13 protein-coding genes and 3 pseudogenes are annotated in these 24,003 nt (G+C 49.2%); 7 read left to right on the plus strand and 9 right to left on the minus strand.

Going from position 1 to position 24,003, the window contains the following annotated elements; all coding sequences use genetic code 11:
- Positions 1–156: 156 nt before the first annotated feature.
- Entirely contained in the window at positions 157–6,285 is a 6,129-nt protein-coding gene (locus E6C60_RS05285) for a phosphodiester glycosidase family protein (RefSeq protein WP_138224855.1), read from the plus strand.
- A gap of 212 nt (positions 6,286–6,497) precedes the next feature.
- On the opposite strand, the gene E6C60_RS05290 is transcribed toward E6C60_RS05285, so the two are convergent.
- Positions 6,498–9,599, minus strand: coding sequence for a copper amine oxidase N-terminal domain-containing protein (locus E6C60_RS05290; protein WP_138224856.1), 3,102 nt, complete (start codon positions 9,597–9,599; stop codon positions 6,498–6,500).
- A gap of 655 nt (positions 9,600–10,254) precedes the next feature.
- Between E6C60_RS05290 and rlmD the strand changes: the two genes are divergently transcribed.
- Positions 10,255–11,691 carry a 23S rRNA (uracil(1939)-C(5))-methyltransferase RlmD gene (rlmD, locus tag E6C60_RS05295; protein WP_138227644.1) on the plus strand — a complete coding sequence of 479 codons (1,437 nt, stop codon included), beginning with the start codon at positions 10,255–10,257 and terminating at the stop codon, positions 11,689–11,691.
- A 336-nt stretch (positions 11,692–12,027) separates the two neighbouring features.
- Here the strand turns inward: rlmD and E6C60_RS05300 are convergent, their stop codons facing one another.
- From E6C60_RS05300 to E6C60_RS05310, 3 genes and pseudogenes are all read right to left on the minus strand, one after another.
- Positions 12,028–12,579: a hypothetical protein gene (locus E6C60_RS05300; protein WP_138224857.1), complete on the minus strand. Its 552-nt coding sequence runs from the start codon at positions 12,577–12,579 to the stop codon at positions 12,028–12,030.
- 83 nt (positions 12,580–12,662) lie between these two features.
- Positions 12,663–13,397 carry a hypothetical protein gene (locus tag E6C60_RS05305; RefSeq protein WP_138224858.1) on the minus strand — a complete coding sequence of 245 codons (735 nt, stop codon included), beginning with the start codon at positions 13,395–13,397 and terminating at the stop codon, positions 12,663–12,665.
- Between the two features lie 160 nt (positions 13,398–13,557).
- A pseudogene (locus tag E6C60_RS05310) lies at positions 13,558–14,041 on the minus strand (ISL3 family transposase); the annotation flags it as partial.
- A 263-nt stretch (positions 14,042–14,304) separates the two neighbouring features.
- Here E6C60_RS05310 and E6C60_RS21285 point away from each other — a divergent pair.
- Positions 14,305–14,448: a hypothetical protein gene (locus tag E6C60_RS21285; protein WP_233281217.1), complete on the plus strand. Its 144-nt coding sequence runs from the start codon at positions 14,305–14,307 to the stop codon at positions 14,446–14,448.
- A gap of 162 nt (positions 14,449–14,610) precedes the next feature.
- Here E6C60_RS21285 and E6C60_RS05320 read toward each other — a convergent pair whose 3' ends face one another.
- From E6C60_RS05320 to E6C60_RS21595, 4 genes and pseudogenes are all read right to left on the minus strand, one after another.
- The gene (locus tag E6C60_RS05320; protein WP_138224859.1) at positions 14,611–15,084 is read right to left on the minus strand and encodes an NUDIX domain-containing protein; all 474 of its coding nucleotides are present in this window, start codon (positions 15,082–15,084) and stop codon (positions 14,611–14,613) included.
- On the minus strand, positions 15,069–15,626 hold the full coding sequence (locus E6C60_RS05325) for a GrpB family protein (RefSeq protein ID WP_138224860.1): 558 nt from the start codon (positions 15,624–15,626) through the stop codon (positions 15,069–15,071). The genes E6C60_RS05320 and E6C60_RS05325 overlap by 16 nt, the downstream gene beginning before the upstream one ends.
- Positions 15,627–15,959: 333 nt before the next feature.
- Positions 15,960–16,394: pseudogene (locus E6C60_RS05330) on the minus strand (recombinase zinc beta ribbon domain-containing protein); the annotation flags it as partial.
- A gap of 49 nt (positions 16,395–16,443) precedes the next feature.
- Positions 16,444–16,683, minus strand: coding sequence for a recombinase family protein (locus E6C60_RS21595; RefSeq protein ID WP_407669151.1), 240 nt, complete (start codon positions 16,681–16,683; stop codon positions 16,444–16,446).
- 8 nt (positions 16,684–16,691) lie between these two features.
- Here E6C60_RS21595 and E6C60_RS21290 point away from each other — a divergent pair, with 8 nt between their 5' ends.
- Entirely contained in the window at positions 16,692–16,904 is a 213-nt protein-coding gene (locus E6C60_RS21290) for a GyrI-like domain-containing protein (protein ID WP_233281156.1), read from the plus strand.
- Between the two features lie 91 nt (positions 16,905–16,995).
- On the opposite strand, the pseudogene E6C60_RS05345 reads toward E6C60_RS21290, so the two are convergent.
- Positions 16,996–17,833 (minus strand): annotated as a pseudogene (locus E6C60_RS05345) (IS4 family transposase); the annotation flags it as partial.
- A 409-nt stretch (positions 17,834–18,242) separates the two neighbouring features.
- Here E6C60_RS05345 and E6C60_RS05355 point away from each other — a divergent pair.
- The 3 genes from E6C60_RS05355 to E6C60_RS05365 all read left to right on the plus strand — a co-directional run bounded on the left by E6C60_RS05355 (position 18,243) and on the right by E6C60_RS05365 (position 23,934).
- A complete protein-coding gene (locus E6C60_RS05355) occupies positions 18,243–20,918 on the plus strand; it encodes an Ig-like domain-containing protein (protein WP_138224863.1) in 2,676 nt (891 codons plus the stop codon).
- Positions 20,919–20,951: 33 nt separating this feature from the next.
- Entirely contained in the window at positions 20,952–21,734 is a 783-nt protein-coding gene (locus tag E6C60_RS05360; protein ID WP_138224864.1) for a class I SAM-dependent methyltransferase, read from the plus strand.
- 919 nt (positions 21,735–22,653) lie between these two features.
- Positions 22,654–23,934 carry a sugar ABC transporter substrate-binding protein gene (locus E6C60_RS05365; RefSeq protein WP_407669135.1) on the plus strand — a complete coding sequence of 427 codons (1,281 nt, stop codon included), beginning with the start codon at positions 22,654–22,656 and terminating at the stop codon, positions 23,932–23,934.
- The last annotated feature ends 69 nt before the right edge of the window (positions 23,935–24,003 follow it).

Consider the following 24,003-nt stretch of genomic DNA (forward strand, 5'->3'; position numbering starts at 1 on the left):
GGATGACTCAAAATACAGGTTTTTTTGCGAGAGAGATCAAACTTGACCAAGACTTAACACGGGGCAGGGGAGGAGTTAACAAAACCGCTTTATACTTGCACCTGTACAACCATAACCCCTTGTACATAGGGAGAGTGAGCGGAGGTCGAACGTACGATGATCAGCAGAAAGTTAGAAAAGCGGCCGAACTGGCTGGCCTGCATGCTGAGTGTGATCATGCTGGTATCCGTAATAGCGCCGGCTGCACCTGCAGCAGCCAATGAGGAAGAGCAGCGACTCGGAACGCTGATGGATGAACGGACCTGGATGATTGGACCGGGAGCGTCATACACCTGGAAGCAGCTGGAGGTGGAGCGCGGTCCGGAGCGGCTGCACATGATACAGTTTGATCCTGCACAGTCATCGCTGAGCCTGAAAGCCGCCAAAACGAATGGCAAGCTGTATGGCATGCAGCAGCTCAGCGCTATGGCGCAGGAGGTGGATGCCCAAGGCAACCGCGTTATTGCAGGGATCAATGGCGATTTCTATGATATGTCCAGCGGCGTGCCGACGGGGCTGTTTATGAGTGAGGGAGAACTGCTGAACAGTCCGCCTTCAGGCTGGAATGCATTTGGGATGAAAAGTGACGGGTCTACCCTTTATGGTCCCAGTCCATCGCTCATCCGCACTGTAGAGATTGGCGGACAGGAGCATACACTGACTGCAGTGAACCGCAGCCGGGGCACGGACGCACTCGTTTTATATACGGATTCTTTTCATAGCTCGACCCTGACCAATGATCTTGGAGATGAATATGTGCTGGATGTTGTCTCCGGAGATTTCAAGAGCGGAGAAGACATTACACTCAGAGTCTCCACACTGTTTAAAGAGAAAGGCAGCTCACCGATCCGCGAGGGACAAGCTGTACTGTCTGTTTCCGGCTCCCAGCGCAGCAAGCTTTCTTCCTTAAGTCAGGGAGATCAGGTGACGGTGCGTTTGCAGCTGGACCCTGCATGGCAGGATGTTACGACAGCGATCGGAGGTAACGCCATGCTGGTGAAGGACGGCGTGGTACAGCCGCTCACGGATCCGGCGGTACACCCGCGCTCGGCAATCGGCACGAAGGCTGACGGCACGGTTATTATGCTGGTCGTGGACGGACGTCAGCCGGGCTTTAGTGAAGGCGTCACATTGGCAGAGATGGGACAGCTTATGAAGGATGCGGGAGCGGTACAGGCTCTTAATCTGGACGGCGGCGGATCGGCAACGATGGTTGCCCGTCTCCCAGGTGAAGCCGCTAGAAAGGTTATGAATTCTCCGTCGGACGGCGGTGAGCGCAAAACAGCGAACGGCCTGCTGCTGGTGAATACGGGGGAAGAAGGACAAGCGAATCAGCTGGTGGTAGAGCCGAATCTGGAGCGTGTCCTGATTGGCTCCACGGCAAGCTTCAAGGCGCTGGCTGTAGACAGCCAGCTTCATCCGGCAAGCCTTCCTGGCGCAGTTTCCTGGAGTGTAGAGCCCGGACTTGGGTCTATAAATGATCAGGGCGTATTTACAGCCGGGACCCAGCCAGGGGCTGGATCTGTAACGGCGGCCTCGGACGGACTTGGCGGCTCAGCCCACATTGAGGTGGTGGACCGGCTCAGTGAGCTGCGTTTCAGCGATGCCGTAATGAGCTTTGAGCCGGGGGCCGTGCAGAGGCTGAATGTGAACGCGCTGCTCGACGGCAAGTCCGTAAAGGCGGACTACAGTCAGCTGGAGTGGCGTGTGGAAGGAAATGTAGGCACGGTGAGCGGGGACGGAGTTTTTACAGCCGTGCATGAGACGGAGGTAACCGGCACCATTATCGTTTCCTACCAAGGGGTCGAGGCTTTCATGGACGTCAATATTGGTCTGCCTCCGGTTATTCTGGAGGATTTCGAGAATGGTCTGGACCGGTATAAGGAAAGCTCCGGCGCGGCAGCCAATCTGTCGAAGGTCAGCATTGAGCAAGATGAGGACCTGGTCCGTTTTGGCAGCAGCTCCTTGAAGCTGGAGTATGATTTCACCGGCAGAACAGGAACGTCCGGGGCTTATCTTGACGTCAAAACTGTGGCAGACCGCATTTCAATCCCGGGATATCCGAAAAAAATCAGCATGTGGGTGTACGGTGACGGAAAAAAACACTGGCTACGTGCCCAGATCCGGGACGCCAATGGTACCATTCCTTTGAATTTTGTCGAGCAGGAGCCTGGATTGACATTCACTGGGTGGAAATACCTGGAGGCGGAGGTGCCGCCAAACCGCACCTTGCCGCTCGTCATGGACATGCCTGTACGGTACATGGAAACGAGTACGGCCAAGAAAGATGCGGGTGTTATTTACGTGGACCAGATCCGTGCCTTATATGGCCCCAACCAGGATGACATCGAGCCCCCGGTCATCAAGAATATGGCGCCTGCAGAGCATAGTGTGGTGAACAACAACCAGCCCCGGATTTCTTTTGTCGGGGAGGATGCAGGCTATGATCCGGCAAAACATCCTGCCACCACGCTCATTGATCCAAACAAAATCCGGTTGTACGTAGACGGGCATCCGGTAGAGCCTGCCTTGTATCCGCCAACAGGGGAAATACACTACACGCCACCGACTCCGCTTGCGGATGGCATCCACCAGGTGCGGGCGGTTGTACGTGATTTGTCCGGCAACCAGACGGATGAAACCTGGACCTTTATGGTGAATACCGGAGGCTCAAGGCTTCAGTATACGGCGCCGGAAAAGGTGTATGCCGGAAATACCTATACCTTGGATATTCAAGGCATACATGCTTCCAATATTACAAGGGCCTCCATGGAGTTCTCTTATAATCCGAACGTGCTGGAGGACGTATCTCTCATTCGGGGGGCCAAGCTGCAGGAATCGCAGCTTCAGGCACAGATGGATCCGGTAACCGGCCATGTGAGGCTGGACATGCAGGATCTCCTTGCCTCAGGCATCCAGGATGACGACTTGATTGCACAGCTTCAGTACAGGGTGAAGGCCAATACGGAGGCCGATAAACATTCGTTTGACTTCATGTCGGGAAGCATTTCTTTCCTAAGTGCCGGGGAGGCTGTATTTTCAATCTTTGGTCTGCCCGTGATTTCAAGCATTAACCATCATTTAAAACTGTCCTGGGATGTAAACGGACAAGTGGAGGGCTACGAAACCGTCCTGCAGGTTGAGGATGAGAACGGGAGCCTCGTTGAAGGAGCTGTCGTTACCGCAGATGGCGCCGTGATCGGGACCAGTGATGCCGCGGGTGAAGTGCGCACGAACACCCTGACGGCTCAGGTGAAAAAGCATACTCTTCAAGCAAGCAAGGATGTATGGTACAGCCCGCTGACGGCATTTACTGTGTCACGGCTTGCCGGCAGCCCAACCCCTTACAATATAAATGTGAGCATGGGGACAGATCCGACCTCTTCGCGTGGCTTTACATGGCATACCCATCCGGGTGTCCAGACGACGGTTGTGGAGCTCGCTCCAAAGGACGGCTTCAGCGGCTTTGACCAGCTGGAGGTGAAGAGAGTAAGCGGAAGCCATGAGCTGTATCAGACGCAGGACGTTGGCGCGGTTCGGGTTCACAAGGCACTGGTGGAGGAGCTTGTGCCGGGTACCGAATATGTGTACCGCGTCGGAGACGGCACGGGGCATTATGGTCCGCAGGGATCCTTTAGAACGGCTGCAGCGGAAGGGGATGCAACGAAGTTCCTGGTATTCGCCGATTCCCAGGGAAGCACTGCAGCGGACTATAAGCTGTGGGGAAATACCGTCAGCATTGCAGCGGCTGAGCATCCCGATTCCGAGTTCATGATTCAGGTTGGAGATATGGTCGATAAGGGCTACTTGGGCCAAGAGTGGAGTCACTGGTTTAAAGAGGCTCAGGAGGCGTTCCTTAACACGACTTTAGTGACGGCGGTCGGTAATCATGAGGTTACAGACACAGAATGGAATGGACATTTTCAGGCTCATTTCAATCAGCCGGATAACGGGCTGCCGGGTCTTGAGGGCACAAGCTTTTCCTTCGATTATAAGAATATCCATTTTATCATGCTAAATAGTGAATATGATTATGAGAAGCAGGCGCAATGGCTGGAGCAGGATCTTGCAGCCAGCACGAAGGACTGGAATATTGCCATATTCCATCGCGGGCCTTATGGCAGTATCTATGATACGGCCGTCATTCGGGATACATGGGCACCTATACTGGAGAAGCATGGCGTAGATCTGGTGCTGAACGGGCACGAGCATATTTATCTGAGAACGTTCCCGATGAAGGATAAACAGAAGGCTTCCGATGGACTCGGAACCACCTACGTCATTTCAGGCTCTACGGGCTCCAAATTTTATGCTCTGACAGCACAGGACTGGCAAATGGTAACCGATGCAGAAAAGACTCAGATGTATTCCGCTGTGGAAATTGTGGGAGACCAGCTGAACATGGTAACCAAGACCGTTGGCGGACGGGTGGTTGATGAATTTACGCTCCTCAAAAGAAAAGAGCTTCTGCCAGAGCGTGTGCAGATTGCAGAAGGGGATATCAGCCTGGCTGTCGGAGAACACCGTCAGCTGAGTGTAGAGGTCAAGCCCGAGGGGGCAGCGGACAAGAGCGTAACCTGGTCGGTTTACAGCCCGGAGCCGCAAGATTCGCCAGTCACGATCAACCAGGATGGACGATTGACTGCAACAGGGCTAGGCACGGCCGTGATCCGAGCAGCCAGTAATGCGGCACCGCAGGTCTATGATGACATTGTGGTGACAGTTGACCGTCAGCCGGAAGGCGTCATGGAAGCCATATCACTGCGCGGTGCGGCTGCCTTAAAGGTAGGGGAACGAGACCAGACGGTCATCGAAGCCGTATACACGGACGGCGCCCGATATGATCTTATGGAGGGTGTCATCTATGCCAGCAGCGAGCCGTCTGTGGCTGCAATCAGCGAGAGCGGAGAGGTTCAGGGTCTTCGTGAGGGCACAACGGTGATCTCCGCAACGTATGAAGGCTTCTCGGATCACTATGCATTGAACGTAACGCAGACTGTAAATCCGGACCCGGGCAACGGTGGCAGTCCCGACAATGGAGGAGGCAGCAATCCGGGCAACGGAGACGGCTCTGTGGATCCTGTGCCGCCCCAGCCGCCGATCACGCCTCAGCCTCCGTCCGTGACAGGTCAGCTTGTACTTACTGAAGCCGAGCTTAACGCTATGATCTCCGACGGAGAGCCGCTTCTTGTGAACCTGAAGGAGGAGCTGAGACAGCTGCGTCTGCCATCCAATGCGGGTAAGCTGCTGAAGGATGAAGCCTTCACCATTGTGGCAGACAATATGAAGATCAGCCTACCGGGGAAGGTGCTTCAAGAAGTGAGTGACCTGGGGAGCCGTAATCATCCTGGATCGGGCTTCATTCAGCTGAACGTGGAAAGTCCGTCATCGTCCGCCTCTGAACGACTCCTGAGTCAGGCAAGTGGAAGGTCGGGAGCCGTTCTGCAAAATGCGGGTGGCATGTTCAGCTTTACGCTGGAGCATGTGAGCGAAGAGGGTACAGTCACCAAGCTGACCTCCTTCAGTGAGCCGCTGAGTCTGACTTTACCCGTGATGGCGGCGTCCCATCCGTCCCTCACTCATGTGTACCATGTCGGGGAAGACGGCATGCTCCAATATATAGGAGGAACGATAAGCGGTGATCAGATTACTGCGCAGGTGATGCACTTCAGCACCTATGCCGTTCTGACCTACACCAAAAATTACGGAGATGTACCGGCATCCCACTGGTCCTATGACGTAATTCGCGAGCTGTCATCCAGACAGCTGATTGAAGGAACCGGCGGCGGTATGTTCAAGCCGTCCCAGGAGGTTACCCGCGCCGAGTTTACGGCCATGCTGGTGCGTGCATTGAAGCTGGAGCCAGCACAAGCGGCTTCGTTCCGCGATGTTGCGCCGGAGCAGTGGTATGCAGCCGCAGTATCTGCTGCCAAGCAAGCGGGGATTGTAGAGGGAACAGGCCAATCGCAGTTCCGTCCGGATGAGCACATCCAGCGGCAGGAAATGGCGGCCATGCTGGTTCGAGCTTACGCGTATACCGCGGCACGCTCTGCAGCAGAACGCAAGGCGATCCCGTTCCAGGATACGCAGCAGCTGCCGATCTGGGCTCGTGAAGCCATCAGAGAAGCATATGATCTGAACCTGATGAAGGGCAGCAGCATGAATACCTTTAAGCCGCAGGTGCCAGCAACCCGGGCCGAAAGCGCACAGGTCATTCACAATCTGTTAGTCAAGCTGGCGAAGTAAAGCTGCCGAGCAGCGATTCCAGGTAATCAAGAATCGGCATGTGGTGAGTATGAGTATTAACTGCTGTACCTGAACCCATCAACGGGTGTGTCGGCAGGAGGCAGCGGCGTCCGGTGGTCCGGGCTGCTGCTTCAGACATGAAGAGCACAAGGCAAAGAGCCAGCCCCGCTCAATTCGCGGGGCTGGCTCTTTGTGATACGTGAGAATGAAATTTATCTTGGCGGCGGCCAGTTCTGCAGCGGCACATTCTCTGTAATCGCCACAGTGTTCGTCTGCGCCGGATTCCCGACAGCCAGAATAATGACATGGTAGCTTTGGCTGGAGGCGTTAAAGCTGTTACCCTCCACATCTCTGGTGTTGATTCCCAACTCCCGAGTAATCGTCCCTTCCTGATGTGGAATTACAGTATAATTGTTCGCCGCGACCCGCTTAGCATCATCGATTCCAAACGGCAATGACGTTGGCACAAGCATCACACGGTATTCTGAAACATTCCCGCTGGTAGCCGGCGTGAAGCTGAGATCAATCCGCTGCGCAGCAGCATTGTCCCAGTAGACGCTGGCGGTGACACTGGTCGGCGCCGTAACGGCTCCGCTCTCCATCGTAATTGCAGATGAAGGTGCCGACAGGGCGTTGTTGCCCGCGACGCCGTCTGAGCTCACGGAAACTACGAATACCCGGTATGCGGTCATATTGCGAATCGGCAGGCCATCAGTATCTGTTGACGTTGCCGACAGGCTGACACTGAGGGTGCTGCCTGTTTTGTTCACAGGCGTGTAATTCGCTGTGTTGACATTATTGGCTGCGGCCAGGTTGAAGGCGTCTGCCTTTTGCGATGGCACGACATAAATCCGGTACCCGCTGATTCTGGATTCTTCGGCAGCAGGGCTGAAGGATACGAACAGGTCCCGTCCGTCATTGTTGTTGCCTCCGTCTGTGGCTGCTACATTGCTTGCCGCAGGCACAGATGTATTGCCGCTTAGCGTGATTACGGACGAAGGAGAAGACAGGGCGCTATAGCCCGCGTAGCTGCCGCTGCCGGCAGTCAGTACGAAAATCCGGTACGCAACGCCGTTACGGATGACATCACCATTGATATCCCGTGCCCCTGCGGCGAGGTTTACGATCTGATTGTTGTTGGTCTTGCTGACATACGTATACCGGCTGCTGTCCAGGCTGTTCGCCCAATTCAGGTCGAAGGAAGCAGCATTTTCATTTTTGACGACATAAATTTTGTAGTGACCGATCGTGCCCTCATTGGAAACACGGTTGAAGGCCACGCGCAGATCGCGTCCGTCATTGTTATCGCTAACGTCACTGACCGCTAAACCGGTTACTGCCGCGACTACCTGGTTCGCGGACATGTACACATACGGGGATGAAGCGGAAAGGACATTACCTGTGTATGCATTGCTGCTGACGGACATAACGAAGATCGCATAGCTGTTGCCGTTGCGAAGAAGATCTCCGTCGGTATCGCGTGTGCTCGAAGACAGGCTCTGACTGAGGTTGTATCCTGTCTTATTGACCTGGGTGTAATTATAAATGCTTAATGCATTGGCACTGTCCACGCTGAAGCTGGAGGACTTGTTGTATTTTACGACAAAGACACGGTAATTCAGGATGTTGCTCTCGTTATTCGCCCGGTTGAAGGTTATTCGCAGGTCCCGGCCATCGTTATAGTCGCTGCTGTCTGTGGCTGCTACACCTGTTACGGCTTCAACCTGGTTGCCGGTGCTTAGAATAATCTCATTGGATGCCGTCGAGAGCAGCTGAACTCCGTTCTGGCTGCCTGTTCCCACGGCCGATACAAAGACCCGGTAGTAGACGCCGCTGCGGATCAGCTGTCCATCGGTATCCCGCGCCGTAGCAGGTAACGTGTGAACGAGATTATATCCGTTCTTGCTCACGGTTGTATAAAAGTAGTTTGTCAGATTATCGGCCCGATTAACATCAAACAGGCCGGCCGTGCCGGATTTGACAACATAGATGCGATAAGAACCGATATTCGATTCATCCGATACTTTGTTAAAAGCGACCCGCAAATCTCTTCCATCCCCGTAATCGCTCACATCCGACACCTGGGTAATCATCGGTACAGAAGCACTTTGGTTCAGTGTGACCGATGACGAGGGTGTAGACAGTCTGCTCAGGGCCGTGGATTCATTGCTGCTGAGCGCCATAACGACGACAGAGTAGGATACTCCGCTGCGGATCAATTCTCCGGAGGTATCTCTGGAGGAGGAGCCGAGGCTGAGCGTCATCTGTGAAGTGCTGGAGCTTGGCTTGGCTACGCTCGTATAGGAGGTTCCCGGAACGGCTTGAGCCGCAGTAAGATTAAAGCTGGACAGGCTTTGAGTTTTGACGACAAACAACCGGTAACCGGAAATTTGACTCTCCGATGCCGCCCGGACAAAAGAAACCGACAGATCCCGGCCATCGCCGTAATTGTTTACATCCGAAACCGTAACGCCTGTTGGCGCATCTACGGCTCTGTTGTTGATCAGAGTGACGGCGGGAGAGGCCTTCGACATTTGCGAGCTGCCGCTGTACTTGCCTACGGCGAGGACAAAGGCGGTGTAGGCCTGGTTCTCTCGAATCAGCTCTCCATCGCTGTCCCGTGTATTGCTCGAGAAGGTCAGGGAAGGATCACTACCCGTCGGGAAAATGACAGAATAGTTGGCGGAAGGTACATTTGCAGCTGCACTTTCATTGAAATAAGAAGCCTTCGACGCCTTCACCAGAAAAACCCGGTAATAAGAAGCATGCTGCTCGTTGGCAGATTTGGAGAAGCTGACCTGGAGGTCGCGTCCGTCTCCGATATTACCGATGTCTCTGAGTGTAATGTAGTTGACCGGACCGAGGCTGCCTTCACCGGCACTGTTGTTAGAGGTGGTGACGGTCACGGTTTTGGTTGTTGAATTCCAGCCGATCTTCTCGCCCAGCGCTTCACTGACAAAGCGAACCGGTACCATAGTAGTACCGCTCAAATTCTTGGCGGGAACATCGAGCGTTGTCGATTTACCGTCGATGGTTGCTGTTTTGGCGTTGATTTTGAGAATAATGGTAGAATTGTCTCTAACCGCGGTGACCGTTTGGGTCTTCTGGTCCCAGGTAACCTTGGCGCCGAGGAGCTGGAAAATGACGCGCATCGGGAGCATAACCCGATTCTGTACCATAATCGGTGGCTGGGAAGGATTGATTCTCATCCCGTCCACGATGACATTGATGTGAGTTGCAGCCTGTACCTGACCTTGAAAGAGCAGGGGGAGGATGCAGACGACCGCCAGAAAGGCAGTCCAAAGCTTCTTCACGTGCTTGACCTCCTTAAAATAATAAATCAGTTGGGTAAGATTACCTCTATTATATGACACATTGAATAGGAGTAAAGTTGCAATTCGACAAGCGGTCCCGTAAAAATATTTTGGAGGGCAGGGTTATTTATGAGAGGCTCAGAGCTTCCAAAGCCGGGAGAGGCGTGGTTTTACGGCTATGGACATGGTATAGTGGACACGAAACCAAAGAGGATGGAGCTGCCTAAACGTGAAGGATTCAATGCGCTCTTCGAAGAAGTCGAATCGGAAGTCGAATCGTGAAAATATGAAGCAATCCCATATACAGCCAAACCATGTACAAAAACCGCAGGATAACCGCCGCAGCAAATCCGGAGATTCGCAGCGCCCTCAAGCCAGCAGCCTGGATGCTCTGGCGCAGGAGCGCAAGCTTCAGCAGCGTAGAGTGAACGGCAAGCGGCCGGCCGGAGGCGATTCGCGCCAGGCGGGCAAGCAGGCAGGAGGCAAGCAGCAGGATGAAGTGCGAGGCGAGCCGCATCAGGCGGGCCAGCAGCCTGGGAGCAAACGGCAGGAGCAGGCCGGGCTCCGCGGGAAGGCAGGAGGGGGCAGGCCAGCGGGCGCCGGCAGCGGGCGTAATGCAGGGCAGCGCGGTGGCAAGGCCGCCAAGGCGGCCTCTTTGCCGCAATCGGTCAAGAAACGTCCTGCGGCTCACACTCCGCGCCCTTCTGTCAGTGAAAGTGCCGAGGAGCTTGTCCCCGGTGACGTGATCGTGGTTACGATCAAGCGGCTGGGAATTAACGGCGAAGGCGTGGGCTATTACCGCCGGAAGGCTGTATTTATAGACGGCGCCTTGACGGATGAAGTGGTCAAAGCAGAAGTAACCGGACAGCAGCCTAAATTCATCAAGGCACAGCTGCTGGAGGTCGAGAAGCGTTCACCTTACCGGATCGAGCCTCCTTGCCCCGTGTTTGGCATTTGCGGCGGCTGTCAGATACAGCATATGTCCTATGAAGGCCAGCTTCAGGCCAAAACAGATATTGTGCGTGAGGCTTTCCACCGCTATGCCGGACTGCAGGATGTGAAGCTGAAGCCGATCCTCGGCATGGAGCATCCTTGGGATTATCGCAACAAGGCGCAGCTTCAGGTGAAGCGGCGCGGAAACGAGGTCATTGCAGGCTTGTATCAGGCGGAAAGCCATGAGATCGTCGATATAACCGGCTGCCCCATCCAGAACAGCAAGGTTAATGAAGCCGTCGAGAAGGTGAAAGCTGTACTGCAAGAGCTGAACATTCCTTTTTATAAGGACAATGGCAGTAAGGACGGGGTGCGCACCATTGTGGTGCGGAATGGCTTTCAGTCCGGAGAGGTTCAGGTGACGCTGGTCACCGCAGGCAGCAGGCTGCCGCGTCAGGAGGAGCTGGTCAGCATGCTTCGCCTGTCGATCCCCGGAATTAGCGGAATTGCGATGAACATAAACCCGAAGAAGACCTCGCTGATTTTTGGAGACCGGACGATCAAGCTGTGGGGGGCAGACACGCTGAAGGAGTCTCTGGGAGATCTGGAGTTTTCTTTGTCGCCGCGGGCTTTTTTTCAGCTGAATCCACAGCAGACGGTGAAGCTGTATGAATCGGTGCGGGCCGCGGCTGGATTGACAGGGAAAGAAACCGTCATTGATGCCTATTGCGGGACTGGGACGATCGGGCTGTGGCTGGCGCCATATGCCAAGGAGGTTCGCGGCATTGAGGTCATTCCGGAGGCGATTGAGGATGCGAAGCAGAACGCGGCGCGCAACCAGCGCGACAACGTCTCCTTCCACACCGGCGAAGCCGAAGTGCTGCTGCCACGCTGGGTCAAGGCCGGCCTGTCCCCGGACGTCATCGTAGCCGATCCCCCGCGCACAGGACTTGACCCACGCTTCCTGGACACCGTACTGCGTACAAGGCCGAAGAAATTCATCTACGTATCCTGCAATCCCGCCACCCTGGCCAAAGACTGCAAGGTCCTGCTGGACGGAGGCTACTCTTTAGAGTGGGTGCAGCCGGTGGATATGTTTCCGCAGACGAGTCATGTGGAGTGTGTAATATTGATGGAATGGAGGGGCGAGCCTAAATAGGCTACGCCCCTTGTTTTAGTGGATTTTGAAAGTTGTAACTGATTTCGATTGAACCGTCTTCGTCAACGTCCACACGGTTAATCATTTTGTGAATCATGTCCCTCAGGATTTCCTCGTTGTTAACGTCAAGCGCAGCGAACTTCATTAACTCAGCCTTAAACGTCAATAAGATTGTGAAGTGCGACCTTGCCCGGTCGCACTTCACAATCTATTTTACAGACTCGTGTAATAGTTGGTAGCGTTAGCATAATAGTTGCTAAATGCTAGAAATGTAGAGATTAATTAATACGGGTTTACAAACTTTCTTTCGAAGTAGTTATCGGAAAGTACAGTCAATTACTTTAAAAAGTAATTGTAAAGTTTCATACCCTTAAACTCGACTTTAAAGCCATCAATTATCTTATCTTGATCCGTTTTGTTTATTCCAAAAGAAAAATCAGATGAAGGTCCTATACCAATTTGTGTTGTTTGAATTATTTTGTTGTCAAGAGTTAATACTCTAATTTCTTCTCTTGGGGTGGAAAACACTCCGCTACCTTGTATGGTGCCTGGATAAATAAAACTCCCCTTCTTTTTAGGCAATTTTAGTTTCGTATGAAAACTAAAATAGATGTCATTTTCTCTATTTTTTACACTCACCAAAAATATTTGATGCTGGTTAATTTCAAATACTTTGTGTTTATCCTTTATTTGTTTGAATATCCATTCGGGTTTAAGTGAAAAAGTAATTGGATTATGATCTTTAACTTGAGTTATATTATAATTCTTGTTTGACGAAATTGAATCCAGATTAACATTATCGGTGCCTGTTTTTACAAACGTATATACTAAAAGAACTGTGACTCCTATCATAAAAGTTAGCAATATTCCATTTCTTTTTAATTTCATAACTCCTACCGACCTTCCTTTTTACAATATTGTTTCAAAATAAATAACAAAGGCTACTCCAATAAGGAATAGCCTTTGTTACTTTAGAAATTTGTATCACTATTGTTAAAGGCCTTAAATCCCTGAGATGTATTAGATAATTGAATGTCTACTCCGAAATCACCTGTGCTTGCGCCAAATGTTACATTATCGACTGTTGCTTGATTGTAAGTATGCCCATAAAAGGTTCTAGCTTTGCCGTTGTAATACACAAAATTTGGTGTATAAGTGAGTGTGGCAGCAAATCCTTTACCTTCATACACATAACTGTAAGACCCATCCCAATTCACTTTAGTTATTCTTACTTTATCTTGAAAATCGAATGCTGCACCGAGTTTTCCATCACCGTGACTTGGACTATAGCTTGACCAACTATTTCCAACTCCATCGTGCCAATAACCTTGAGAACTTAAAACAGTCGTTCCATAAGTACCGCTTGTATTATAGTAAGTTATACCAACAGTATCATATCCACCTACATTTTTCTTTGACCCTACATTCGGATAAAGTCTGAAACTTGGCGCATCAGCAGTCCATGTAAGGTCGTTCCAACTTCCTCCACCAGTTACATACCAGTTACCAGTTTGGCCATCAGCATAAATATTCACTGCATTCATATTTACATCACTTGGTTGACTCATAGGTGTTACAGTGTAATCTTGGGGTAGATCCAACTTATGGATTTTCTTTTCTTTTAATTTTTCGTTAATTTCACCTGGATTACCATCTCCAGCAGCCAATTGATTTAGTAGTAATTCAAAGTAATTAAAAGCTCTCATGATGACTGGAATGAGTAATATCCTAAACAAAATTCATAATATTGTAAATGATACAATGGTCCTGGATATAAAACGACAATAATTTACAAATTACAAAAAAAATGAGGAGCTCGAAATTTCTTTTTTCTGATGTTGGCTCAACCTCAAAATCAGTGCTTGACTATAAGCCCAACATCCGATGTCGGTTGCATTCAATGAGAATCCCTGCTTTATAGCGGCTACGGTTCCGCGTGAAATAAGGGGCGGCATTGGAAGGCTTTAATACGATTATGACGGCCTTCAACTGTCCCGTTCGTCTACCGGCATTTATGGTAGTTCATAATTTCCTCTTTCCAATTGCTCATGGTCTTGAGGGTGCTTCGTACGGCATCATGATCGATTCGATGACCTTGTTCACACCAACGCTCGAATCCCAGTTTGGCAACAGAAAAGCCGGGAGAGCAGTCGTACCAGGTGGTGAACGCTTCCTTCCATTCCCATACACAGCGAAGAATTGGAGCATAATTCAGCAGCGTGTTTAATCGCTTTTTGCCTTCTTCACCAAGCCATTCCGCCTGCGTATTCAGCAAACGATGGTTAGCCTTAAGATACGCTCTGGCTCGTGGAGGCAACGTGTGCTGAATGAATTTTCGAACTTCTTGCATATAACTCGACCGTCTTCATTTTTAGCGTTCACTAGCTTTTTGGATTCTTTACTCCAAACACGCTTGATTTGCCTTACTGTTTCGCCGCGTGATTCTTGAATTTTAGAATAGGTAAAATTTTCGCTCATACTGTACAAGAAAATTACATCATGATTCGAAGCAAATCGATTTATATTTCCTTGTAATCGTGGGGAGCGGATAAGCGTCCGAAGCGTTCAGCACCTTCTATGGCAACATGACATTCATCCCCACGACATACATTTATTACGGAACTTGTCCGTTCAAACAATGATTTCTCACTCGTCCAAACTCTAAGCGGACATAGTTCGTCAGATATGATTATGCGATACTCGAAGCCGTCAGAGGAAGATAAACTACGAGCCGTAGAAGGGCTTTACAAGAACTGAAATGAACTGAGCCACCCATTATTTGGGCGGCTCTTTCTTTTGATAGATGTAGCATACATGTCTTAGATATATGGATGGCATCGGGTGTCGAATGAATCGCTTTTTGTTGTTGTGTTGGAGTTTACCCTCGTTTTATCCGTGAGAAATTTTTATGATTGTCTTTTAGTTGATATCGCCAACATAGCAACGACTTGGTTTATTTCCATTACCAACTTTAATTAATTGGGGAATTAATTCCTTCGGATAAAAACGAAGCTTGACTAACTCATTTAATGGAATCCATTCTACCCCGATTTGGTCAGGGTCTGGATTCGGGGGAGTTAAAGGTATGTCATTACTGGATTTTATACTACATAAAAAAATAGGACTGACTATTTGAAGATTTTTATTCGCTTCGGCATTTTCGTGGTTGGCTCCAATAAATTCTCTAAGGAATAAAAAGTCGTCTACGTTTACGGCTATACCAACTTCTTCGAATACTTCGCGGCAAACCGCTTGCTCTAATGTTTCACCAAACTCTTGTTTCCCACCGGGGAGGATGTAAGTCGCATCACTTGAATCATCATCCCGTTTCTTGATAGTAAGAATTTTATTGTTTTCAATAATTACAGCTTGTACACCTACGCTAACCTCCATTCTCGGTTCTGCTCCTTATTGTTCCTTCTTTCAGACGCCCATTTCATTGCCTTCTTTACAATTTCAGTGCAAAAGGCTTCTTTTCCATCTTGATATACACGAACATCATCCGGTGATTGTTTGGCTAAGTGTAATTTCAATTCCCCGTATGTTTTAGCTTCATCAGGATGATTCATTAGGTATTCTTTGAAGTTCAGATGATACTCGATGTTGATATTTCCGACCTCGTAAATATGTACGTGATGAGTTCTATGGTCTCCACCCTTTGGAAAATATCGACGACCAACGATTCCTTGTTCCCCACGTGGTTTATAGCCCTTATGAATCATTTGTTCGTTATACTCGTCTACCTTGATAATATCCTTGACGACAATTAGAATATCAATAATTGGCTTTGCAAACCCAATCTGAGGAACGGAAGTGCTTCCAATATGATGGATTTCAAGTAACTCGTTCGAGAAGATGGAATGTAATAAGACTTCTTCTATACGGTATACATCAAACCAGTTTTCCGTCCAAGGAGCAATTTCAGTTCTTCTCAAATGAACACCCCATTTTGACCAGTAATTGGAAGATGACGTAGTATTATTCTATGTGACCTCTCCAATTCCTCTTTAATTGAATTAAGCATGTAGTATGTTTAGCGAATACTGCCACATCAGATTTGTCTATTTTGCGCAACCCACACATGTGGAGTGTTGTGCGTTGATAGTAAGAAGTAAAGAATAAGCAGAAGGGTTCGAGAATCTGTAGAAGATTCTCGAACCCTTCTGCTTTAATTTCGATACGATCGATTAATCTATGAAGAATTTCTGTCGTCGTAAGCTCCTTGAAAGATAGGAACTCCTCAAGGGTTTTCTTTAATTCCGAAAAAGCTAACGCATCATCATGAATTTGAAGCGATTCATTGAATTGGAATTTTTTTGCATCAGTTCGTCTATTTCCTGATTTAAAGAAGTAACGTATTCATCATATTCTCTTTTTGGCATGTCTCTATCAAAATGCTTGTCATGAGCTTGTTTCTTCCGATTTTTTAACTTTTCCATTTGAGTATCTAATGCTCTGAGCACTTTTTCATTCTGTTGCTTTAGCTTCCTTAACTGGTTCTCAAGCTTTTTAATCACAACATCATTACTTAAATTGGACACAAGCATTTGAATATCTTGTAGAATAACAGAGATTAGATCGGTTTCACGAACGAGATGATCGGTACACTTTTTACTTCCATATTTATTATAACTACTGCACAAGTAGCCTTTGAGATTCTTCTTAAAGTGCATGCCACGCCCACAATCGGCACAATATGCGGTATTCGTAAATAGACGTACCTCTGATTACGGTCTCGTCCGTTTTCTACTTTCAAGTAATTGCTGAATCAAAGTCTTTTCTTGTAACAATTGGTTCGTGGGTGTCTTGGACGATGATGAAGTCCTTCGGGTCTATATAGTTCCTATTTTTGTTCGTTACACTTTTGGTTGTAGATCGGCATTGTACCAGATCGCCCACATAATGGGGATTCGTAAGAATTCCACGAACCGTACATCCTCCCCACATATCATAAGCGTTTTTCTTTCCAGCAGTTTGTGACGGTGTAGGAATGCCTTCTTATGCTTCTATGTTCATTCCGTCACCGCTCCAATCAAGGATGTTATGAACATCCTTCAACTGTCCTACTCCACCATTTACAGCATGTGCTACTGAATAGTGAGTATGATGCCGACGATAGACCATGTCTCGAATTTTGTATAAATGATCCTGCTAAGGATAAGGAAGGGAAATGTAAAGTTGATTTATACATACCGATCAAGAAGAGAATATAAATAACCGCATGGAAGGAAGATGATTATTGGGAACCCCTATAGGTATTGTGGACTGGGTAGAAAAAAATGAAAAAATGTATGATTTATTAACTCAACTTTCGCAGCTTAAATTTGGCAGATAAGCCTTGATGTAACTGGGCAAATCAGCAATCCATTGCTGTAGTTGTGTTTGTATGAGCTGATGTAAAGCTACGGCCCAATCCAGTTGACTGACTTCGTCGCAGAGCAGATGAAATAAACCACCCAAGGTGCGGTTGTCGGTACTCTGTCGGTGTTGCCAAGCCAGCAGGATGGATCGAGAAAAGACAATAGTCGTGTGGCTGATCAACAAATCATTAGTGCGCCCCTGAAATTCTTTCTGCAAGCGCAGCAATGACTTGGCACACTTAAAGAAAACCTCAATGTCCCAGCGGATTCCGTAGATTCGGATGATTTCTTCCTCGGAAAGTGAAAGATCGGTGCATACAATGGCGAGCCATTCCTTTTTGTTGGAGCGATGGCGCACAAAGACCATCGTGACGGGAATCCCAGGAGACAGCTGAGTGCGGATGCACCGCAGAATGCCCTTGGTGTTCCCTTGAACAAGAGCTGCTTTATAGTAAAGCTCTTGGAGCGTTAACCGCCGGCCATCCAAGGTATCTTTTCTTGTCGGCTTTAACCATGCCAATAACATCCAGACCGCGATCGATCATCGCGGGGACCACCTCAGGGCGGGCAGGAGTGCCTCCATCCGTCTTTTGTAGCCGGACGTCCGCTGATCGATACCGTCTATGATTCCATTCACTTGCGATTTGAGCGAAGCGAGCAAGGAGAAGTCGACGGGGATAAATCAAAAATCGGCGCCACGGATATGCGCTATGATTCAAGAAACGATACACGGTGTCTTTTCCAGGAAACTTCGCTCCCTTACCGCTTTCCGGCAAGCGAAACGAAACTAAAAGTTAAACCGGAACAACAAAAGGTTTTTCCAGCACCAGTTGTCTATTGGATGGCTGAGTCCAATTGGAAGCCTATATAGGCTGCGCTCCTTTTTCTAACTCTGTGACGTTGAATATCTCAAATTGGAAAATTCCGGGCAAGTGAACGACTTCGTTCTATTGAAATCGGCTAAAAAACCTATGCCCCTGCTCACATATTACCGTGTATACCTCCTCATACGAGTTGTATGTGAATGACCGTCAGGCATAGACGTAGAGCGATTCGAGATTTACGCCGATTTGCTACCAACATATGGTACAATAAATCGAATCATGGATGGTGTCTTGCAGACTTTTTTTGTTCATAGGATTTGCGGGTTTGAAGTAGTGATCTCATGTGATTATTAGAGGGGGTTATGATTTGGTTATTGTAAAAAAGGTCGCCAAGCTATTATTATGTATCTCCGTGCTTTCGGGTCTGATGGGTTCAAAGACAGTTCATCGAGCCTATGCAGATTCATCTCTGTCATCAACGATAGTCATTACAGATACTACCTTAAGTATCGGAGAAACAACAACCGTAACGATCACGTTCTCGGAAAAGGTAATAGGCTTTACAGAAGCTGATCTAACGGTCCCGAACGGTACATTGAGCGGACTGGCTTCCTCAGATGGAGGAATAATGTGGACGGCCACGCTGACACCAAGCGCAGGTATCGAGGACGCGACCAATGTTATTACCCTTGATAACACTGGTATTGCTGACGCGGCGGGCAATACAGGCACTGGTTCAACGGATTCTAATAACTATGCAATGGATACCTTAAGGCCATCCGCCGTGATCGTGATCGAGGACACTGCGCTAACCGTTGGAAAAACCTCTTTGGTCACCATTACATTTTCCGAGGCGGTAACAGGCCTAACTAGTGCAGATCTAACGGTCCCGAACGGTACATTGAGCGGACTGGCTTCCTCAGATGGAGGAATAATGTGGACGGCCACGCTGACGCCAAACGAAAATGTCGAGGACATGACCAATGTTATCACCCTTGATAACACTGGTGTTGTTGATGAGGCGGGCAATGCGGGCAGTGGCTCAACGGATTCTAATAACTATGCAATCGATACCTTGAGGCCATCCGCCGAGATCGAGATCAGGGACACTGCGCTAACCACTGGAGAAACCTCTTTGGTCACCATTACATTTTCCGAAGCGGTAATAGGCTTTACAGAAGCAGATCTAACGGTCCCGAACGGTACATTAAGCGGACTGTCTTCCTCAGATGGAGGAATAACGTGGACGGCCACGCTGACGCCAAGCGCAAATGTTGAGGACATGACCAATGTTATCACCCTTGATAACACTGGTGTTGCTGATTTTGCGGGCAATGCGGGCAGTGGCTCAACGGATTCTAATAACTATGCAATCGATACCTTAAGGCCATCCGCCGAGATCGAGATCAGGGACACTGCGCTAACCATTGAAAAAACCTCTTTGGTCACCATTACATTTTCCGAAACGGTAACAGGCTTTACAGAAGCAGATCTAACGGTCCCGAACGGTACATTAAGCGTACTGTCTTCCTCAGATGGAGGAATAACGTGGATGGCCACGCTGACGCCAAGCGCAAATATCGAGGACATGACCAATGTTATCACCCTTGATAACACTGGTGTTGCTGATTTTGCGGACAATGCGGGCAGTGGCTCAACGGATTCTAATAACTATGCAATCGATACCTTGAGGCCATCCGCCGAGATCGAGATCAGGGACACTGCGCTAACCATTGGAAAAACCTCTTTGGTCACCATTACTTTTTCCGAAGCGGTAATAGGCTTTACAGAAGCCGATCTGACGGTCCCGAACGGTACATTGAGTGGACTGGCTTCCTCAGATGGAGGAATAACGTGGACGGCCACGCTGACACCTCAGGCCAATGTGAATGTTCAGGACCATTCGATTACGCTTCACAATGATGGCATAGCTGATATTGCGGGTAACCCGGGAGAAGGCGTAACTCTTTCGAATACATATTCTATTTCGACGGTTCCCTTGCCTGACAGCAGCTCTACAGAATCTTCATGGACTCCCTCTACACCGGTTCAAATCTCAGTTACCTCAACGAACGGAATTCTGAGCATTCCAACCGGCATGTCCGGCGTTGTAGGCTTGGATGGGGAAATCCTCATTTCGGTTCCGGCAGGAGCTTTTACAGAGGACATCAGATTATCGATTCAAAAAAATCCGGAAACACCAAACATGCTCTCAAGCAAACAGGTATTAGCAAGTCCGGTCTTTGCTATCGTGAACAGCGTTTCCAAGAAACCAAGCAAGCCGGTAAGTCTGACCCTGACGTTTGATCGCGGCAGCTTGAAGGAAGATCAGACTCCTGCAGTATTTTACTACAACGAAGTAAACAAAGCCTGGAGCGAAGTTGAAGGCGGGACCATTCAAGGCAACAAAATCAGTGTCAGCATCGATCAATTTGGGAAGTACGCCGTACTCGCGTTGGACAAAAGTCCAGGTGCCATTATAGAGGACCCTTCAGAAGAGCTCATCCTTCACGATATTTCTAACCATTGGGCGGAAGGAAACGTGAGGCAGGCGATCCGTACAGGAATAGTTTCGGGATATCCAGACGGAACCTTCAAGCCTAATGCTTCGGTAACGCGTGCAGAATTTCTGCTCATGCTGATGAACATTGTGAATGTGAAAGCCGCAGTCATGGACCGTAGCTTTTCAGATACGGCAGAGATTGGTGAGTGGGCTAAACAAGCAGTAGCTGATGCGCTGCATGCAGGCATCGTTACCGGTTACGCAGATGGCTCCTTCCGTCCCAATGCCAATATCACCCGGGCTGAGATGGCGGTGATGGTAGCCAGGGGCTTGGATCTGTCTGGTGCTGAGAATGCTGCAGCTCTTTTTGCAGATCATGATTCCATTCCTGCGTGGGCAGTCCCTGCTGTAACGGCATTGAAAAACCTAGCTGTCCTCAAAGGGACAAGCGGCAATACATTCAGCCCGACTCGTGAAGCCACGAGAGCGGAGGCAGTAACGGTTCTGATCAACGTGCTGAATCAACTCTCAATCAAGTGATTGGGGGAGGACCCATGAAAGGACGCTAAAGCCATGGAGAATTTGTACATCCATACAGCGCAGCTGTACGATGCTGACCCTCGCGAGGTGTTTTCGGCAGATATTCCGTTTTATCTGGACCGGGCTAAGCGTTTGGGGGGACGCGTTCTGGAGTTAGCCTGTGGAACGGGCAGGATCACCATTCCTCTTGCCAGGGAAGGGGTTGAGATCTGGGGTTTAGATTACTCCAAGAGTATGCTGGAGGTGCTGGAAAAAAAGCTTCAAAAGCTGTCCACCGAATCCCGGCAGCATCTGCATACGGTATATGGAGACATGACTGATTTTTCGCTTTCGGAAAAATTCAAGCTGATCTTCATCCCCTTCCGCAGCTTTCAAAGCTTAGAAACGGACGAACAGGCGCTGCAATGTTTATCCGCAGTCCATAATCATTTGGAGGAGGATGGACAGTTTATCATTAACGTGTTCAAACCGATAAAAAAGCTCGGGGCATGGTGGGTGGATCCGGCGGAAAACCTGGATTATGAATCTGTTCTGGAGAGCGGCGAACATGTCACCCGACATTCGATACGAAAACGTGTTGATACAGAGCGACGATTACTGTTCACGGATTTCATATATCGCTTAGATCAGGATGGCGAGCTTGTGCAGGAGTTTCACGACAGCATCCGGCTCCGGTATTTTTACGGAGATGACATTCGGCGTCTGATTACCTCCTCCGGGTTTACCATTGATGAGGAATACGGCTGGTATGACGGCAATTCGGTACAGGACGGCCGTGAGTTTATCTTTGTCTGCCGTAAATCGACAGGTATCTAAAGCCTAAGCAAGTTTCGATTAGTTTAGCTTAGCTTGGAGCAGCACAAGATGAAGAAGGCACCTGCCTGATTGAGGCAGGTGCCTTCTTCATGGTGGGGGAGTCGATCGTGCTTGCTGGGCGCGGGGCTCTAGGCTAACGGTTGCCACAGCGCTTATTAGTGCTAAAAAGTCACATTCCCCAGCCTAACGGTTGCCACAGTGGCTAAATGAGCGAAAATGCGAGCTTTTAACTAACTAGGGTTCAAATAGCCACGCTGGTAACCGTTAGAGTTACCAAAGTGCGAATCTAGGCTAAATAGCACCTGTGGCAACCGTTAGAGTTACTAGCCGGCGGAAGCGGGCTACCAAGCGCCTGTGGCAACCGCTAGAGCAGCTAACCGGTCGATGTGGGCAACGAATCGCCATTAGCAGCCTGCCTATGATGTTACTGATTAGCGCCTATGGCAACCTTGAGAGGATATGTTGTGCTAAGCGTGCCCGTTTAAATGTTGCTGTCCGATAGGGATGCGGAGGGGCAGAGAGTCGGAATGTGCGAGACGAGGATCTTGCTGACAGTACGTTATCCCTATCCCATAATGTGTGCGCTTACAAATTCAATATAAACGTTTCGATAAATTTTAAATTACCACTTGTATGCGATTACAAAATGAGATACAATCGTAATCGAAACGTTTCTCTTAATAATTCATGTAGCAAAACCACCTTTATTTTATTTTTTTATGCACAATCGAAACGTTTCACCGCCATCGTTGCAGATCTTCAACAATGTCTTCAACAATGTCTTGCAGATGTGGGTCTGAACAATTTTGAATGAAGTGGAGGTAGAAGAGCACACTTTATAAGCGGGGCATTAGGTCGGCTGTTTTCTCGGATGGTTTAATGCAACAGAATGCAATAAATAGGGTCTGAAATTTTGAACATGAACAAATTAATGAGAGGGGTATTAGATATGAAAAAAGTTCTGGCAATGATTACAACACTCGCTCTGAGTGCAAGTTTGCTTGCGGGCTGCGGAACAAATGACAACACAGAAGGCAGCAGCGGCGATGCGTCAAACGAGAAAGTAACGCTCAGCGTGTGGGGAATGGGTGAAGAAGCGAAGACACTGCCGAAAATCGCGGAGCAATTCACAGCCGAGAATCCGAACATTGAGATTAAGGTTCAGGCGCTGCCGTGGGATCAAGGACATGAGAAGCTGCTGACCGCAATTGCCTCCAAAAAAGGTCCCGATGTTGTCCAGATGGGCACCTCCTGGATTCCTGAATTCGCGGATGCCGGCGCACTTGCCGATCTTGCTCCTTACGTCGAGCAGTATCCGGAGCTGAAGCAAGAGCACTTTTATGATGGAGCTGTGGAAGCAGGAACATATGAAGACAAATACGTCAGCGTGCCGTGGTACGTAGAGACTCGTGTTCTCTATTACCGCACGGATCTGCTGAAGGAAGCCGGCTACGATCAGGCACCGCAGAATTGGGAAGAGCTGTCTGACGCAGCGCAGAAGCTTGCGGCACGCGGCGATGGCAAGTACGGCATGAGTATTGATCCGAAGGAACAGTCCCTAGGCTTTATGTTCGCACGCCAAAATGGCGCGGAGTGGTTTACGCCTGACGGTCAGCCTGACTTTGCAAACGATAAATTCGTAGAAGCGGTGGAGTATATCAATAGCTTTTACCAAAATGGCTCTGCACCGAAGGACCTTGGACTCGACATTATTCCGGCCTTTAAGGAAGGCATCCTGCCCATGTTCATCAGCGGCCCTTGGATGATCAAGCTGATTCAGGATCAGGCGGCCGACATCGACGGCAAATGGTCTATGGCTGTTCTTCCTAAGAAAGAGAACAACACCTCCCTGCTCGGCGGTTCTAACCTGTCGATCTTTGAATATTCGAAGAACAAGGACGCTGCTGCGAAATTCGTGGCGTACATGAGCAAAGCGGAGACACAGCTGAAATGGATGGAATTTACGAGCTCTCTGCCAGCTGCGACAGCGGCATGGGAAGATGAGTCCCTGAAGAACAATGAGTTCTACAAAGTCATCGGGGAACAGCTAAATGCTGCGGTTCCAATGCCGGTTATTACGGCTTGGTCACAGATCAGCCAGAGCTATGTGAAGCACTTTGAAGTTATCTATCGCAACAACGTAGACGTGAAAAAAGAGCTTGAAGCGCTCAATGCTGAAGCTGTGAAATTCATGAAATAACTTTGAATATTGAATCAACCCCTTCGCACCATGAAGGCACCTAGCAGACGCTATAAGCGACGAGGGTGA

It is taken from the genome of Paenibacillus algicola, from assembly GCF_005577435.1.
GTDB classification, from domain to species: domain Bacteria; phylum Bacillota; class Bacilli; order Paenibacillales; family Paenibacillaceae; genus Paenibacillus_AQ; species Paenibacillus_AQ algicola.

Excerpts from the sequence above, each read along its gene's own strand:
- E6C60_RS05285 (WP_138224855.1), top strand. The coding sequence starts at position 157 with ATGATCAGCAGAAAGTTAGAAAAGCGGCCGAACTGGCTGGCCTGCATG.
- E6C60_RS05300 (WP_138224857.1), bottom strand. The coding sequence starts at position 12,579 with ATGAAATTAAAAAGAAATGGAATATTGCTAACTTTTATGATAGGAGTC.
- E6C60_RS05305 (WP_138224858.1), bottom strand. The coding sequence starts at position 13,397 with ATGAGAGCTTTTAATTACTTTGAATTACTACTAAATCAATTGGCTGCT.
- E6C60_RS05320 (WP_138224859.1), bottom strand. The coding sequence starts at position 15,084 with ATGGAGGTTAGCGTAGGTGTACAAGCTGTAATTATTGAAAACAATAAA.
- E6C60_RS21290 (WP_233281156.1), top strand. The coding sequence starts at position 16,692 with ATGCTTCTATGTTCATTCCGTCACCGCTCCAATCAAGGATGTTATGAA.
- E6C60_RS05360 (WP_138224864.1), top strand. The coding sequence starts at position 20,952 with ATGGAGAATTTGTACATCCATACAGCGCAGCTGTACGATGCTGACCCT.
- E6C60_RS05365 (WP_407669135.1), top strand. The coding sequence starts at position 22,654 with ATGAACAAATTAATGAGAGGGGTATTAGATATGAAAAAAGTTCTGGCA.